The sequence below is a fragment of the Amycolatopsis sp. DG1A-15b genome, from assembly GCF_030285645.1.
Classification (GTDB): Bacteria; Actinomycetota; Actinomycetes; order Mycobacteriales; family Pseudonocardiaceae; genus Amycolatopsis.
Window position 1 is genome coordinate 3,634,401 of the sequence record NZ_CP127296.1, and the last position, 16,013, is coordinate 3,650,413.

12 protein-coding genes are annotated in these 16,013 nt (G+C 72.0%); 3 read left to right on the forward strand and 9 right to left on the reverse strand.

The genetic code is table 11. The annotated features are described in order from the left end of the window. Nucleotide 1: 1 nt before the first annotated feature. The 4 genes from QRY02_RS16430 to QRY02_RS16445 all read right to left on the reverse strand — a co-directional run bounded on the left by QRY02_RS16430 (nt 2) and on the right by QRY02_RS16445 (nt 5,483). Nucleotides 2–2,068, reverse strand: coding sequence for a hypothetical protein (locus QRY02_RS16430; RefSeq protein ID WP_285992393.1), 2,067 nt, complete (start codon nt 2,066–2,068; stop codon nt 2–4). Between the two features lie 8 nt (nt 2,069–2,076). After that, nucleotides 2,077–2,544, reverse strand: a complete 468-nt coding sequence (locus tag QRY02_RS16435; RefSeq protein WP_285992394.1) for a hypothetical protein — start codon at nt 2,542–2,544, stop codon at nt 2,077–2,079. Between the two features lie 19 nt (nt 2,545–2,563). Next, a complete protein-coding gene (locus tag QRY02_RS16440) occupies nt 2,564–3,406 on the reverse strand; it encodes an ESX secretion-associated protein EspG (protein ID WP_285992395.1) in 843 nt (280 codons plus the stop codon). An 844-nt stretch (nt 3,407–4,250) separates the two neighbouring features. Continuing rightward, the gene (locus tag QRY02_RS16445; RefSeq protein WP_285992396.1) at nt 4,251–5,483 is read right to left on the reverse strand and encodes an HNH endonuclease signature motif containing protein; all 1,233 of its coding nucleotides are present in this window, start codon (nt 5,481–5,483) and stop codon (nt 4,251–4,253) included. Nucleotides 5,484–5,560: 77 nt separating this feature from the next. On the opposite strand from QRY02_RS16445, the gene tnpC reads away from it, so the two are divergent. Then, complete coding sequence (gene tnpC / locus QRY02_RS16450) at nt 5,561–7,012, forward strand: IS66 family transposase (RefSeq protein ID WP_285992397.1); 1,452 nt, start codon at nt 5,561–5,563, stop codon at nt 7,010–7,012. 36 nt (nt 7,013–7,048) lie between these two features. On the opposite strand, the gene QRY02_RS16455 is transcribed toward tnpC, so the two are convergent. The 5 genes from QRY02_RS16455 to QRY02_RS16475 form a co-directional block, all read right to left on the reverse strand. Beyond that, nucleotides 7,049–7,720, reverse strand: coding sequence for a flavin reductase family protein (locus tag QRY02_RS16455; protein ID WP_285992398.1), 672 nt, complete (start codon nt 7,718–7,720; stop codon nt 7,049–7,051). Nucleotides 7,721–7,816: 96 nt separating this feature from the next. Continuing rightward, on the reverse strand, nt 7,817–8,629 hold the full coding sequence (locus tag QRY02_RS16460) for an FAD binding domain-containing protein (protein WP_285992399.1): 813 nt from the start codon (nt 8,627–8,629) through the stop codon (nt 7,817–7,819). After that, on the reverse strand, nt 8,626–9,096 hold the full coding sequence (locus QRY02_RS16465; protein ID WP_285992400.1) for a (2Fe-2S)-binding protein: 471 nt from the start codon (nt 9,094–9,096) through the stop codon (nt 8,626–8,628). Before QRY02_RS16465 ends, QRY02_RS16460 begins: the two co-directional genes overlap by 4 nt. Beyond that, complete coding sequence (locus tag QRY02_RS16470) at nt 9,093–11,357, reverse strand: xanthine dehydrogenase family protein molybdopterin-binding subunit (protein ID WP_285992401.1); 2,265 nt, start codon at nt 11,355–11,357, stop codon at nt 9,093–9,095. Before QRY02_RS16470 ends, QRY02_RS16465 begins: the two co-directional genes overlap by 4 nt. Nucleotides 11,358–11,386: 29 nt before the next feature. Continuing rightward, nucleotides 11,387–12,142 (reverse strand): sulfite exporter TauE/SafE family protein, encoded by a 756-nt coding sequence (locus QRY02_RS16475; protein ID WP_285992402.1) that lies wholly within the window; start codon nt 12,140–12,142, stop codon nt 11,387–11,389. A gap of 95 nt (nt 12,143–12,237) precedes the next feature. Between QRY02_RS16475 and QRY02_RS16480 the strand changes: the two genes are divergently transcribed. Both QRY02_RS16480 and QRY02_RS16485 read left to right on the forward strand, forming a co-directional pair. Continuing rightward, nucleotides 12,238–12,822 (forward strand): dihydrofolate reductase family protein, encoded by a 585-nt coding sequence (locus QRY02_RS16480; protein WP_285992403.1) that lies wholly within the window; start codon nt 12,238–12,240, stop codon nt 12,820–12,822. A gap of 125 nt (nt 12,823–12,947) precedes the next feature. Continuing rightward, complete coding sequence (locus QRY02_RS16485) at nt 12,948–15,968, forward strand: discoidin domain-containing protein (RefSeq protein WP_285992404.1); 3,021 nt, start codon at nt 12,948–12,950, stop codon at nt 15,966–15,968. Nucleotides 15,969–16,013: the final 45 nt, after the last annotated feature.

The window sequence follows — 16,013 nt, forward strand, 5'->3', positions numbered from 1 at the left end:
GTCACTTCCAATCCTGGTTCTTCCAGTCCCCGATCACCGGCGGCGCGACCGCCTCCTCGCCGGCGAAGAAGTTGGGGTCGTCGCTTTCGAGGTAGTCGGCCGACTTGTGTTCCTTGTCGTCTTCCTTCTTGCCGCCGCGGCCGGCGCCCATACCGCCCATGCCCGGCGATCCCGCGGCCCCGGCCGTACCGCGGCCCGACATCGCGTTGCGCGCCGCCGCCGCTTCGGCTTCCGCGGCCGCGCCGGAGGCGGCACCACCGCTGAGGTTGCCCGCACCCGTGCCGCGCACACCGCCACCGGCGCCACCGGCTCCGGCGCCACCGGCCCCGGAGCCGCCGATCCCGCCGAGAGAGCCGCCGCCGGCGCCCCCGCCGCCACCCAAGCCGCCGAGCCGGCTGGCGATGCTTTCGCCGTTGATCCCGCCGCCGCGCCCGATGGTCGGCATCTTGGCGCCGCCGGGGGTGTTGAGCCCGCCGGTGCCGGTGGGCAGGCCGGTGAGCGGGTCGATGCCGGGCGGGGTGAACCCGGGGATCGGGCTGCCGCCGCGGACGGTGCCCCCACCCCCGCCGGAGATGTCCGGGATGTTCGGGATCGACGGCGGGGTGAACCCGCTGCCGCCGGTGCCTCCGCCGCCGCCGATCCCCGAGGGCGTGAAGCCCGACGATGTCGTGGAGTCGTCGAAGTGCGGCAGCGAAGAGCCAGGGATGCCGGCGCCGCTGAAGTTGCCGCCGGCGGGCGTGTCGGGGACGTCGAAGTTCGGCGGGGTGAAGCCCGCGCCACCCGCACCGCCGCCGGGGATGCCACTTCCCGGGATGCCACTGCCCGGGATACCACTGCCGGAGAAGCCGGAGCCGCCGCTGCCCGGGCCACCGGAGCCCGGGATGCCACTGCCCGAGAAGCCATTGCCCGAGCCGCCGCTCCCCGAACCGCCGCTCCCCGAACCACCACTGCCGGAGCCGCTGCCGTCGCCCGGGATACCACTGCCTGGGATACCACTGCCGGAGAAGCCGGAGCCGCCGCTGCCCGAGCCGTCGCCGGGGATGCCCGCGCCCGCGCCGCCGGCGCCGCCGCCCAGAGCCGCGGCGTTGGCGTCGACCGGGGTCTGCGGGGTCACGCCGTCCATCGCCGTGCGCGCCATCAGCGGCTGCACGTCACCGCCACCCGCACCGGAGCCGCCCCGCGCGACGACGTTCTGCCTTGTCGCCGTCGCCGTCGGCAGCTTCGGCGGGGCCGGGAAGCGCGGGGTGGCGACCGCGGCGCCGATGGTCTCGTCGTACTGCGTCATGATCTGCGCGGCGTGCTCCCGCGCGGCCTGCTGCGCCCGGTAGGTCTGCATGGCCTCGCCCGCGGCCGCCGCGTACTGCACCGGGTCGGTCATCGACATCAGGCGCTGGTTGGTCGACTGCAGGTCGAACTGCACCGGCGGGTTCGCGGCCATCTGCCGCTGGGTCTCGTTGAGCGCCTGGGAGTGGATCTCCTGCTGCCGGCCGGCGAGCGTCGCCCCTTGCGCGGTCGCGCCCAGCCACTTGCCGACACCGGCGAGGTGCTCGCGGACGGCGTCCCCGGCGCCGCCCTGCCAGTTGTTGGTGCTGGCGTTGATCGCGTCGGCGAGGGTCTTCTGGTGGGTGCCGAGGTCGTTGCCGACGCGCACCCATTCTTCCGAAGTTTCCGCGACGGTCGCCGGGTTGGCGTCCAGCGTGATGGCTTCGTTCATCTGTTCGTGGCTGGCGTTGTTCCACAGCGTGCGCGGCGCCCCGCCGGTTTCCCGCATGGCGAGGCCCTCGTCGAGGCCGTGTTTGGCGTCGTCGAGGTGCCGCTGGTAAAGCTCCTGGATCTTCCGGTCGCGCAGCACGGGGTCGACGACCGGGCCGAGCCAGCCACGCCGGATCTCGTCGTCGACCTGCCTGGTGGCCATTTCGCGGATCTGGTCGCCCGACGGCGACTTGTCCGTGGTCAGCGGCCCGACGTAGTACTTCGACGACGAATCGGCGGTCACGTCGTAGAGCGGACTGCGCGGGTTGTAGTCCGGCGACGACGGGTCCGAGACGGACTCGGCGGTGGGTGCCACGGTCTCCCTCAGCTCTGGTCGGCGGTCGGGAGCGAGGTCAGCGTCGTGCGCGTGGTCTCTTCCCGGGACTTGTAGTTCTTCTTGGCCAGCTTGATGGCTTCGATGTAGGTCGGGAACTCCTGCCGCGCGGCCTGCAGCTGGGTGACCAGGCCGTGCTCGTCGGCGGCGGTGCTGACCATGTGCGCGGACACCCACTGACCGGTGGCGGTCCGGCTCATCGCCGGCGCGTCGTGCAACCGCTGCAGGTTCGCCCAGCGCTGCTCGAGCGACTCGAGCACGCCCTCCAGCGCCTCGATCAGCTGGTTACCCGTGGTGTCGTCGATGGCGAAGCCACCGCTCTGGGCAAGCCGCTTCAGCTGCGCCCCGGCGAGCCCGACCCGCACGGCGGCCATCGTCTTGGCCTCGGGGGTCGCGGCGGCCTGCATCTGCACGGCGGCCTGGAGAGCCTGGGCCGTGGCCGCGGTCTCTTCGGTCATCAGGACGGTTCCTCCCCGATCAGTAGACAGCGGCGATCGCGTCACGGATGGCGCGCGCGAGGTCGGCCCGCCCGGCGGGTACGTATTCCGCGGTGAGTTCCCCGGCCTCACCCGTCCGGGTGTGCACGAGGTACCGGCCGTCGGCGGTGTCGAGCCAGCTCAGCGGCTCACCGGCGAGCCGTTCGCCCCGCCGCCCCTGCGCAGTGACGGCAATGTGCCCGCCACCCAGCCGAGGTTCGGCAAGCACCCGTTCGAGCACGGCGACATCCGACGGTTTCGGAGCCGGCGGCCGCCGCCCGGGCCGCACGACGGCCTTGACCTCGATCATCCCGAAGGCATCGGTCTCTTCTTCGTCGAACTCGGCGTCCGCGATCCGCTTCGCGGTCATGGCGGAAACCTCCCGCCCGGCGGCCCGGTGGACGACGTGCGTCCCGGTACTGGCGGCGGGAGCCGGCGGCAGTACCCCGGTGACGACCTCGACGAGGTCTTCGTCGGCGAACAGCGAGAACAGCAGTTCATCGGTGTCCGGGGCCTGCGTGATCCCGAGCGCCTGGGCACCGTCACTGACGACGAGAACGGCCACATCGGCCCCCAGCCCATCGATCCCGCTGACGGCGACCGAGATCCGAGGTTCGGCGAGCAGTTCGAAGGCGGTCCGGACACCGGGGTGCAGCTCACCGGAGACGGAGAGCCGCCGCTCCTCGAGTGCGTCGTAGACCTGCCGGGCCACGCGCACGAACCGCACGGGATCGGTGGGCAGGTTCCCGGCCCGGAGCGGGTACCGCCGGACATCGCCCCCGGTAGCCCGCCCGACGACGAGTGCTTCGAAGACCTCGAGGACGAACTCGAACCGCTCCGCCATTTCCCCTCGCCGGATCCTTTTCGTCAAACCTTCAAGCAAGTTCCTTGATGAACATTAGCAGTGCTGCGGTGGTGGGCGTCGGCACCGCCACCCGGATGCCCGAAAGACCACGATCCCCTGGACCAGGCGGGCAAACCAGCAGATCGCCCGACGGAGTGACCATGGTCTCGGCCTGGTGAGGAAGGGGCGGTTTTGGCTGGCGAGGTGACGGGACTCGGCCTGGTGGGCGGGGCGCCGGGGTGCGGGTGTGTGAGGTGGAAGCGCTGGTGGGGCTGGGTTGGACTGGGCCGGGTCGGGTGGGCCCGGTTGGGTCGGGTCGGGCCCGGCTTGGCTGGGCCGGGGTTGGGTTGAGCCCGGTTGGGCTGAGTTGGGTTGCGCCGGGCCCAGTTGGGCTGAGTTGAGTTGGGTTAGCAACGCCACTTCGCTGCTCGCCCGGCTCGGAGGCCGGATGGCACATGTCACCGCGGATTCCACAGTTGCGGCGGCGCCCGGCGGCGACCACGACGGCGGCGGCGATCGTGCGGCGGCGATCGCGGCGACAGTGACTGTGGCGCACTCCCCGGATGCAGCAGTAGCGATCGTGGCGGCGAGTGCGTTGGTGGCAGTCGCGATGATTGCCTCGACCGCCGCATCTCGGGGCGCTTCTTCGAAGTGAGATCCAGCGAGTTCAGCGGGACTTCCGGCGACGGGTCACTTCCAGCGGGGCTGTTGTCGGCCGTCCGGCGGTGAATCCTGGTCCGTGCCGGAGCCATCGACCTCCGGTGACCGCTGCCAGCAGCCGGTCCACCGTTGTGCGGGCGCGGGTTCGGGCCCGCAGCCGTGTGGCTGCGGGCCTTTCCCGTGTTCAGGCTGCGAAGGGAAGTGGTTGGTGGAGGTTGTTGCGCCTGGGTTTTCGGCGTTTGTCGAGGAACCTGGGTGGGAGGAATTCCGGTAGCCCGTCGGCGACGATACGGACTTCCCAGCCCGAGCGGTGCAGGAGCCGATGGTGATGGGCGCACATCAGGACCAGGTTGGTGAGGTCGGTGGGACCGCCGTCGGCCCAGTGACGGATGTGGTGACCCTGGCAATGCCGTGGCGGCCGATGGCAGCCGGGGAAGGCGCAACCACGGTCGCGTAGGTAGAGGGCGCGGCGGAGTCCGGCGGAGATGAGGCGGCGGAGGCGCCCGAGGTTGAGGGGTTCGCTTTTGTCGCCGAGGACGGCGGGGATGAGCATGCTGTCGCAGGCGTGGATGCGGGCTTCGGCGGCGGACATCTCGCCGGTGTCCCCGAGCGTGGCCGTGCCGACACCGGTCTTCAGGTCTTCTAGCGACACTGCGACCATCACATGGGCTCGTTCCCCGGCCTGCATGGGCAGTTCCGGGGAGTTGAGGGCGAGGTCGACCGCGTCGGAGAAGGCGTCGCCGTGGCGTTGGGGCAGTGTGCGGTGGTCGGGGCCGTCGTCGCTGGTGCGGCGTTCAGCCAGGGCGTCGAGCAGGGCGCTGGTGCGGGTGCCGGTTTCGTCGTCGAACGTGCCGTTCAACTCCCAGACCCCGGTTCGCTTGCGACGCAAGAACAGTTCGCGGGTGAGAGTGGCGGGTTCAGTGTCGACGGGCTCGGTGCCGTCGGGAGCCAGGTGGGCGAGGATGCGGGCACCGAGGGCGGCGACCTGCTTGTGCCCGGCATCGGCAGCGAACGTCAGCAAGTCGGCCTCGACGCTCGCATGATGTTCGGGCGGGACCTGGGCGAGGACGCCGGTGATCACGTCGATCATCGGGTTGCTCAGCCGTCCGGCGCGGGCGGCAACACCGGTCGCGGCCGCGAGAGCGGGAATCGGGCTGCCATCAAGGTTACGGCCCGGGTTGAGAGCGCGGGCGCGTCTCACCATCCGTTCGCCAGCCTGCTTCGGAACATCGACAAGATGCTCCAACAACCGGGCCACAGAGCGGTAGCCGAACAGCTCCATCACCCCGCGCTGCTCGATTTCCACCAGCAGCGCACCAAGTTCGGCCTCCGCCGACCGCATACACGCGACCAGCTCACCGATGCGGTCGGCAAGAGCCACCGCATCGGAGGAGACAGCCACGTTGTTGTCGGACATAACCCCAGATTACCGAGATTCGAACACAGGTTCATCACACGAAAGGGGTAACTGTTCAGGTCGTTGTCGGGCTGTGAGTGGGCCTGTGGGATGATCTTGTTGTGGGGGAAGGTGTTCGTCCGTCGTATGACGAGCTGGCCGCGCTGGTCGCAGCGCAGGCGGTGGAGCTCACGCGTGCGCGGGAGGAGATCGGCCGGCTACGGGACGAGGTCGCCCAGCTGAAACGCCGCCTCGGGATGAATTCGGGTAATTCGTCGATGCCGCCGTCGTCGGACCGGTTCAGCAAACCGGCGCCGAAGTCGTTGCGTGGCAAGACCAACCGTAAGCGGGGTAAGCAGCCGGGAGCGCCGGGGGCGAGCCTGTCGCTGGTTGAGGACCCCGACAGGGTCGTGGATCATGAGCCGTCGTCGTGCTCGGGATGCGGCACCGAGCTTCGCCGGCACGACGAGGTCGGGGTGACCCGCCGGCAGGTGGTGGACCTGCCCGAGGTGCGTCCGTCGGTGACCGAGCATCGCCTGCACCGGCTGCGGTGCCGCGGATGCCGCCACGTCACCACCGCGCCCGCGCCGGCCGAGGCGACCGCACCCGCCTGTTACGGGCCGAACGTGACCGCGCTGGCGGCGTATCTGCTGACCTACCAGCACATCCCGGTCGCGCGAACCGCGCAGCTGCTGGAAGACCTCATGGGGCTGCCGGTCTCGACCGGCTGGGTCGCCGGTGTCCTCACTCCGGTCGCCGCCAATCTCGACGAGTTCGCCCAGCGGGTCGAGCAGGCATTGCGGGTAGCGCCGGTGGCGCACTTCGACGAGACCGGCATCCGGGTCGAGGGCCGGAACTGGTGGCTGCACGTCGCCTGCACCCCACATCTGACCGCCTATCTGCCGCACCGGCAGCGCGGTGGCGAGGCGATGGACGAGTTCGGGATCCTCAACTACTTCCGCGGTGTCGCCGTCCACGACGGGCTGATGTCGTATCAGGACTTCGGGCGCGAACATGCCCGCTGCAACGCCCACCACCTGCGCGAACTGGTCGCGGCCGGCGAAGCCCACCCCGAGCACACCTGGCCCACGATCGCGTTCAAGACGCTCAAAGAACTCAACACCGCCGCCCATACCGCACGAGACGCCGGCCTGGACGCCATCCCCGCCCACATCCGCGATCCGCTCATCTCGAGGTTCGTCCGCACTCTCCACCTCGGCTTACTGCTGCACCCACCGAGTCGGGATCGCAAGCAAAGCAAGACCCGGAACCTGCTGGTGCGCTTGCGCGACTACCAGCACCAGGTGCTGCTATTTGCCCGCGACTTGACTGTCCCGTTCACCAACAACCAGGCCGAACGCGACCTGCGGATGATCAAGGCCCAGCTGAAGATCTCCGGCGGCTGGCGCACCCGGCACGGCGCCCACGCATGGCTACGCGTCCGCGGTTACCTCTCCACTGCCCGCAAGAACGGCCTCCACATCATCACCGCGCTCCGCGACGCTGTCACCGGAAACCCCTGGCTGCCAACGAACATCGAAATAGCCTGAACAGTTACCGAAAGGGCGAAAGGACCTAAGGGCAAGCTACTTGAAAGCCACCCGCCGAGCCCGCTCGATATCCGGCCCCCGATACAGCCGCTCCGGGATCCGGGCCAACGTCGAAGGATGCACCTGCGGCCCCAGCCCGTAGAACTTCTGGAAACTCATGATCAACGGCCGCCAGGCGTCGGGATCGATGCGGTCCTCGGTGCCGGCCACGCGGATCGACTCGTGCACGAAAACCCGCTGCACGCGCACCTCGAAGGCGACCACTCCCCCGTCGTCCCCCACGGGATTCACCGCCTCGACCACGACCTCCATGGCCACCGGGCACTCGGCGGCCCGGGGCGGCTCCACGGTCGAAGACGCCACCGGTGTCAGCCCGGCCCGCCCGAACTTGTCCGCCACGTGGAAGTACCCGCGCTCCCGCTTGCCCTCGGGCACCGGGTCCGATCCGGTCGTCAGCGCCAGCCGGTCCACCGCCGGGGCCATCGACTCCGACGGCAGGTTCAGGACGCCTTCCCGGGTGCGCAGCAGGTTCTGCGCGGTCTTCGACCGGGCTCCCAGCCCGAGCACCGCGCGCCAGCCGAGCCAGAACGCCGAGGACATCGGGGCCAGGTTGGCCGAACCGTCCTCATTGGTGCTGGAAATCAACACCACCGGAGTACCGAAGTACAGGATGCCGGGCTCGATGGCCGTGTGCGCAACAGTTTTCACGCCACCGATCCTGCCGTCCACACGGGACTCGCCGCTGGCGGGAATCGGCCATCGCGATCACGGGGGCGGCACCGGGGGAAGTGCCGCCCCCGCGGCTCACCGCGCGGCTTGCGTCAACGCCCGTCGCGTCAGTACCCGGGCCAGGTGGCGGCGGTAGTCCGCCGTCGCGTGGGGCTCGTCCGGTGGGTTCGTTCCTTCGGCCGCCAACGCCGCCGCGTCTTCGATCGATGCCCCGGCCGCCAGGGCCTCCTCCGTGGCCTTGGCGCGCAGGGGGACTCCGCCCATGTTCACCAGGCCGACGCGGCCGCCCACGACCGTCACCCCGACCATCGCCCAGTCGATCGCGCGGCGGGTGAACTTCTCGAAGCCCCAGCCCTGGCCCGTCTGGGCCGGGAGGCGGATCTCCGTCAGCAGTTCCGCCGGCTCCAGCGGTGTCGTGAACGGGCCGAGGAAGAACTCGGCCGCCGGGATGCGGCGCTCACCCGCCGGGCCGCGGGCCACCAGGACCGCGTCCGAGGCCAGGACCGCCGCCGGGAGGTCGGCTGCCGAATCCGCGTGGACCAGGGAGCCGCCGATCGTGCCGCGGTGGCGTACCTGGCGGTCGCCGACCTCGCCGGACACGTGGGCCAGCAGGGGCGCGTGCTCCAGCAGCACCGGGTCCCGCACCAGCGCGCTGTACCGGGACAACGCGCCGATGACGACCTCGTCGCCCTCCAGCCGGACGTACCGCAGCTCGTCGAGCGGGCCGATGTCCACCAGGTACTCCGGTGCCGCCAGCCGCAGCTTCATCAGCGGCAGCAGGGAGTGGCCGCCCGCCAGCACCTTCACGTCGTCGCCGTGCGACGCGAGCAACGTCAGTGCCTCGTCCACTGTGGACGCGCGCAGGTACTGGAACGAAGCGGGGATCACCGGTCCACCTCCTGACCCGACGCGTCGACCACGGCGCTGACGATGTTGTGGTACCCCGTGCAGCGGCAGAGGTTGCCCTCGAGACCGGCGCGGACCTCGTCGCGCGTCGGCTTCGGGTTGTCGGCCAGCAGGGACACCGACGCCATGATCATCCCCGGGGTGCAGAACCCGCACTGCAGGCCGTGCTGCTCCCGGAACGCGCGCTGCACGGGGTGCAGCGAACCGTCCGAAGAAGACAGTCCCTCGACGGTGGTGACGGCGTGGCCGTCGGCCTGCGCGGCCAGCACCGTGCAGGACTTCACCGACTCGCCGTCGAGCAGCACCGTGCAGGCGCCGCAGGACGTCGTGTCGCAGCCGATGTTCGTGGCGGTCAGGCCGGCGGTGTCGCGCAGGAAGTGCACCAGGAGCGTCCGGTCCGGCACCTCCTCGGTCAGCGACCGCCCGTTGACCTCGATCGAGACCTTCACTGCGCGTTTCCCTTCCGCGTTTCCTCGAGTGCGGCCCAGACCCGGATCGGCGTCGTGGGCATGTCCAAGTGCTTGACGCCGCGCGCGGACAGCGCGTCCACCACGGCGTTGTGCACCGCCGGCGTCGAACCGATCGTCGCCGCCTCGCCGATCCCCTTGACGCCCAGCAGGTTCCGGTCGGTCGGGGTGGCCATGTCGACGAGCTCGAAGTCCGGCAGCTCGACGGCGGTGATGAACGAGTAGTCCGCCAGCGTCGCGGTCGTCGGGTTCCCGTCCTCGTCGTAGGTGACGACTTCCATGAGCGCCTGCGCCGCGCCCTGCCCGAGCCCGCCGTGGCGCTGACCGCGGAAGGTGAGCGGGTTGACGATCGGGCCGGCGTCGTCGACGGCGATGATCCGGCGCAGCTCGACCTTGCCGGTCTCGGTGTCGACTTCGACGACGGCGAGGTGCGCGCCGAACGGGAACGTCGGCGCACCGCCGCCGAACCAGACGTCGGCCGAGAGCTTGCCCCCGCCGGCCGTCTCGGCGACCTGCGCCCAGCTGAGCACGGTGCTCGACGGCGCGCCGCGGACCTGCCAGACCCCGCGTTCGGCGTCCAGCTCGAGGTCGTCCGGCGCCGCTTCCAGCAGGTCGGCCGCCAGGTCGCGGGCCTGCGCGATCACCTCTTCGGCCGCCTGCCGGATCGCCGAGCCGCCCAGCTGCAGCGACCGCGAACCGAACGTGCCGACCGCCTTCGGCACCTCGTCGGTGTCGCCGTGGCGGACGGTGATCTTCTCCAGCGGGACGCCGAGCTGGTCGGACAGCAGCATCGCCAGCGACGTGCCGAGTCCCTGCCCGTGCGGCGAACTGCCGGTCCACGCGACGACCGAGCCGTCCGGGTGGATGTCGACGCGGCCGCTCTCGCCGCCGCCGTCGCCGCCGGTGATCTCGACGTAGGCCGCGATGCCCAGGCCCAGCTCGACCGGGTCGCCCGCGTCCCGCCGCCGCTTCTGCTCGGCCCGCAGCTTCGCGTACCCGGCGGCGTCCAGGGCCTTGTCCAGTGCCGCCGCGTACTCGCCCGTGTCGTAGGACGCCCCGGTCGGCGACTGGTACGGGAACTCCTCCGGCCGGATGAAGTTGACCCGGCGGACTTCCGCCGGGTCCAGCCCGATTTCGGCGGCGAAGCGATCCATCGCGCGTTCGACGGCGGCGGTCGCCTCCGGGCGGCCGGCGCCGCGGTAGGCCCCGATCGGCGTGGTGGTGGTGACGACCGCGCGGCTGCGCGTCTCGACCTTGGGGAACCGGTAGACGCCGATGGCCATGAGCTCGGTCAGCGTCGGCAGCAGCAGCATCCGCGGGTACGCGCCGGCGTCCTGGACGACGTCGAGGCGGTACGCCAGCACCGTGCCGTCGCGCTTCCCGCCGATGGTCACGGTGTTGCGCTGCGCGCGGCCGTGCGTCATGGCCGTGAGGTTCTCGCTGCGCGACTCGACCCAGCGCACGCCCCGCCCGAGCCGCTTGGCGGCCCAGCCGAGCACGGTCGCCTCCGGGTCCGCGCCGATCTTCGCGCCGAACCCGCCGCCGACGTCCGGCGCGATCACCCGCACCGACTCTTCGCCGACGCCGAGGCTCGCCGCCAGCTGGCCGCGAGCCATCTGGGCGTTCTGCGTGGACAGCCAGGCCGTCAGCCGGCCGTCCTCACCCCACACGCAGGCCGCGCCGCGCACTTCGAGCGGCGCGGGCGCGACGCGCTGGTTGAGGATGGTCTGGGTGACGACGACCTCGCAGTCTCCGAAGATCCCGTCGTCGAACTCCTCCGCGCCGTTGACCTGCACGATGTTGCTGCCGTGGTCCGGGAACAGCAGCGTCTCGGCCGCCAGGGCCGCCTCGATCGTCGCGACGGCTTGCAGCGGCTCGTAGTCGACGTCGACCAGCTCGGCCGCGTCGGCCAGCTGGTAGCGCTCTTCGGTGACGACGAGCGCTACCGGTTCGCCGACGTAGCGCACCACATCCCCGGCCAGCCACGGTTCCGGAACCGGCCCCGAGGGGTGCGGGGCGAGGCCGAGGTCCGCGGCGGTGAAGACGCCGAGCACACCCGGTGCCTCCTTCGCCGCGCTCACGTCGATGCCGCCGATCCGCGCGTGCGCGACCGGACTTCGCACGAAGACCGCGTGCGCGGCTCCGGAAAGCGCTTCCGCCCGCAGATCGTCCACGTACGTGCCGCCCGCGGTGATCAGATCCCGGTCCTCCCGGCGGACCACCCTGGTCCCGACAATGCTCATCTGGTCTCCTGCTCGCCGATATCCGCCGATCATGCCCTCAGGGCGAGGACGACCGCCAGGCCCAGTCCGCCGATCCCGATCCCGATCCGCAACGGCGTCGCCGGCAGCCGGCGCACGAGCGCGGACCCCAGCCACGCCCCGCCGAGCGAGCCGAGGCTGACGGCGAGCGCGGCCGGCCAGACGACCTTGCCGGTGACCGAGAAGACGATCGCGGCGAGGAGATTGGCCGAGCCGGTGATCAGGTTCTTCGCCGCGTTGGTGCGGGCGAGCGGCTGGCTCCACACGCTGACCAGCAGCGCGAGCATGAGCACGCCGGCGGCGGCGCCGAAGTAGCCGCCGTAGATGCCGATCAGGAACGCGACCACGCCGGTCGCCGGGCTGAGGCCGTGGTGCTCGGCGCCTTCGGCCAGCCGGCGCAGCCGCGGCCCCGCCATGAGCACCAGCGACGCGCCGCCGATCAGCCACGGCACGATGCGGGTGAACGCGTCGGACGGCGTCAGCAGCAGGACCAGGCCGCCGCACGCGCCGCCGACGGTGGTGATGGCGCAGAGCGGGACGAGCCGGCGCCGCTGCCCGGCCAGTTCGGGCCGCGCGCCGGCCGCGGCGCCCACGGTGGTGCCCAGCATGGCGACGGTGTTGGTGACGTTGGCGGTCACCGGCGGCAGGCCGGCGGCGAGCAGTGCCGGATAGGAGACGAGCGACGCGAGCCCGGCGGTCGCCCCGGTCAGGCCGGCCCCGACGCCGGCCAGCACGAGCAGGGGCAGCACCCACGGGTCGGTGATCACGTTGTCATCTCACCACGCCGTCGCGGCTGTCGATCCCGGGTGCTGCCGTTCGTGTAGGCGGTGACCACCCACCCGGATCGGAAGGACACCCCGCGATGCGTTCGATCACCGTCACCATGAGCGTCACCCTCGACGGCGTCGTGCAGGGCCCCGGCCGTCCCGACGAGGACACCCGCGGCGGCTTCGCCCACGGCGGCTGGGGCACGCGCTACCAGGACGACGTCATGGCCCGGGAGATGGCCACTGGCATGAGCCGGCCCGGCGACATGCTGTTCGGCCGCCGCACCTGGCAGGACTTCACCACCGCCTGGGGCGGGCGCACCGACGGCAACCCGTTCACCACGCACCTGAACGCCGCCACCAAGTACGTCGCCTCGACCACGCTCGACGACGCCGCTGCCTGGGAGAACTCGATCCTGCTGCGGGGCGGCGCGGTCGAAACGGTGGCCGGGCTGAAGGCCCGCCCCGGCCGGGACCTTTCGGTCATCGGCAGCGCGTCGCTGGTCCGGGACCTGCACGCCGCCGGGCTGGTCGACCACTACACCCTCCTGATCCACCCGCTGACCCTCGGCGCGGGCGCCCGGCTCTTCGGCGACGCGCCGCTCACCGAGTTCGCCCTCACGAGCTGTGTCCCGACGACCCAAGGCGTCGTGATCGCGCGGTACACCCGCCGGGTATAGAGCGTTATACGAAGAACTGCGGGGTTGTCCGAAACCGGACGGGATCCCGCGACGGGCTTGCCCGGCAAGACGACGGCGTCCCAGAATCCGCCCTGACAAGGTTGTCAGCGAGCGGAGGCCGGGGCATGGGCGAGCTGGACCGGCGGCGAGCGCTCCGCCTGCTGGGCGCGGGCGGGGCGGCGGCCGCGCTGGCCTCCGGTCTGCTCCCCGGCCTGGCCCGGGCGGCGGCAGGCGGCGGCCCGCCCGATCCGGTCGCCGCGACGTACCTGCGCGTCCTGCTGCGGCACACGCGCTGGGCCGAGCAGCAGTTCGACGCGGCCGCCGGTACCTACCCGGCCCGGGACTTCACCTTCGCCGTCGTGCTCGGCAACGCCGTCCTGCTCACCCGCGACGGCTACGACGCCACGATCGCCGGCGTCGACCGGGAGACCCTGCGCACGCACACCCTGGCCACGATCCGGCGCTTCGCCGCGTCGAACCGGCTGGCCGGCGGTTCCGAGTGGGGCCGGAAGCTGTTCTTCGACACCACCTTCCAGTCGTACTTCGTGCTCGCCGCCCGTCTCCTGTGGACGGACCTCGACGACCCCACCCGGCAGGCCGTCGAGCGGATCACCACCGGACAGGCCGCGTACACCACCGCGCTCGGCACCGGCGACGACCCGGACTCGGGCAGCTGGACCCCGCACGGCCTGCTCGGCGGCCACGTCGGCGACACCAAGCTCGAAGAGATGGGCGTCTACGCCCAATCCCTCGCGCCCGCGCTCGCCTGGGCACCCGCCGACCCGGGAGCGGGCGAGTGGCGGGCGGCTTTCGGCGCGTGGAGCCGCAACGAGGCCGGTCTGCCCGCCGCCGATCTGGCCAACCCGCGGCTCGTCGACGGCCGTCCGATCAGCGCGAACACCGCGACGAACCTCTACGACACCTTCCTCGTCGAGAACCACGGTTCGTTCGGCCCGCACTACCAGGAAGAGCTCTGGCGCACCTCCGGCCGCAACGCGATGCACTTCCTCGCCGCCGGCACGCCGCTGCCGGAGGTGCTCACCGCGCAGCCGAACGGCGAACTGCTCTGGCGCACCATGCTGCTGATGACCAGCGACGCCGGCGAGCCGCTGATGCCGATGGTCGCCGACCGCGAGCACCTCTACGGCCGCGACGTCATCCCGCTGGCCTTCCGCGCCCAGGTGCTCGGTGACCGCCACGCCGCCCGCGCCGAGGCCGACCTCGCCGCCCGCCTCGAGCCCTACCAGGCCTACGCGCCGGCCGACCGGATCACCAAGTTCTCCGGCGAGCCGAAGTACGAACCGGAGGCCCGCGCCGAACTCGCCATCAGCTACCTGCTGCACGAGTGGCGCGCCGCGCACGGCGGCCCGGTCGTCCCGGTGAACGAGCGCGAGTTCGCCGCCCACGCCGCCGGGGTCGCCGACTTCGGTCCCGGGCCGGGCCTGCTCGCCCACCGCTCCCCCGCCGCCTGGGCCGGCACGGTCAGCAAGCCCGGCTTCGTCAAGTTCGCCTGGCAGCCCCACCACGACGACTGGCTCTTCGTGCTCGGCGGCGCCAACCCGATGCTGCTGCCGTCCACGAACTTCGCGGTGCGGGAACGGCACGCCAGGACCTGGACGAAGGTCCGCGACGGCTTCGACGGCACAGTCGGCGTCCTGCGCTTCGACACCGGCTATGCCGCGCTCGCCACCCTGCCCACCGGTGCCGCCGTCTACGCGAGCAGCGGTGTCGCCGCGGGCGAGGGCGTGCTGGACGTCCACAACCTCGCGATGCCCGGCGTGCCCGGCCTCGACGGCGACCGCACCTACACGGCCGCCGAAGGCACGGTGACGGTGAAAGCCGGCACCGCACGGGCCGGCGCCCGGACCGACGAGCTGACCTTCGGCGCGGTCACCGCGCGGCACGTCCGCATGCTCGGCGTCGAGCCGGACCCGCAGTACGGCTATTCGCTCTGGGCGTTCGAGGTCGGCGACGGCCCGGACCTCGCACGAGCCGGCACCGCGTCGGCTTCGTCGTCGTCGCCGGGGAAGGAGGCGAAGTACGCCGTCGACGGCAACGCCGCGACCAGGTGGGCAGTGTCCACATCGGACCGGACGCGGGCGGACAGCTGGCTGGCCGTCGACCTCGGCGCACTGGTGACCTTCGGCCGCGTGCGGCTGAGCTGGGAGGCGGCCGCGGGCCGGAAGTACCGGATCGAAACCTCGCCGGACGGCGTGACCTGGACGCCGGCGGGGAGCTACCCGGTGCCCGCACTGCGCAGCACCGGTGGCCGGCTGGACATCGACGGCCGGGCCGGGATCACCGTCGCGGGCCCGAACCCGCTCACCGTCACCGGAGACCGGGTCACGCTCTCCGACGGGCCGCCCGCCCGGTTCGTCGCCGAGCTGCGGCCCGGTCCGCCGCAGCCTTCCGGCCGGGTCGCCACCGGCGCGGCCGCGGTCGAAGCCACCGTCACCGACGGCTTCCTCGTACTGCTCAACCTCGGCGACGCCGCGGTGCGCGGCACCGTGACCATCCCGGGCGCCGCCCACCGGCTCTACCGCGGCGAGCAGGTCGTCACCCGGACCGGCACGGAATTTTCCTACGCGCTGGCCGCGGCGGAGGGCCGCATCGAGCCCCCGCGGTTCACGCTGACCGGCCCCGCCGGGGTGAAAGCGGTCGTCCGCGACGCGAGCCGGGTCGACCTCACCGCGCCGGCCGGGCTGCTGCCCGTGCTGGTCACAGTGACTCCGGACGGCGGGCGCGCCCGGCCGGTGCTGCTGCCGCCGCGCCGGACCGTGCCGGTCGTCTTCGGCGAACTCCGCCCGTACCCGCAGGCCGACCGCGCGCTCGGGCGGACCACCTTCCCCGCCGAGCCCCTCCCGCCGGGCATGTCCGCCCCGGCCGCGGCCGTCGACGACGACCCGGCGACCGCCTGGCGGCCGGGCCCGGACGGCCGGATGGTCGTCGATCTCGGGGCGGTGACGGAGGTTTCCGCGGTCGAACTGACCTGGACCCGGGGACGCGTCCCCGCCGCCACCGTCGAAACCAGCGTCGACGGCGTCACCTACGCGACGGCGGACACCGGGCCGGCCCGGTACGTGGCGGTCCGGACGCGCTGGAAGGCCGGCGACGCGAGCCTCACGCGGTTGTCCGTCCGCACTTGATCGATCTCGGACACCTCGCGACGGGCCCGCGGGCGAGTACCTTGG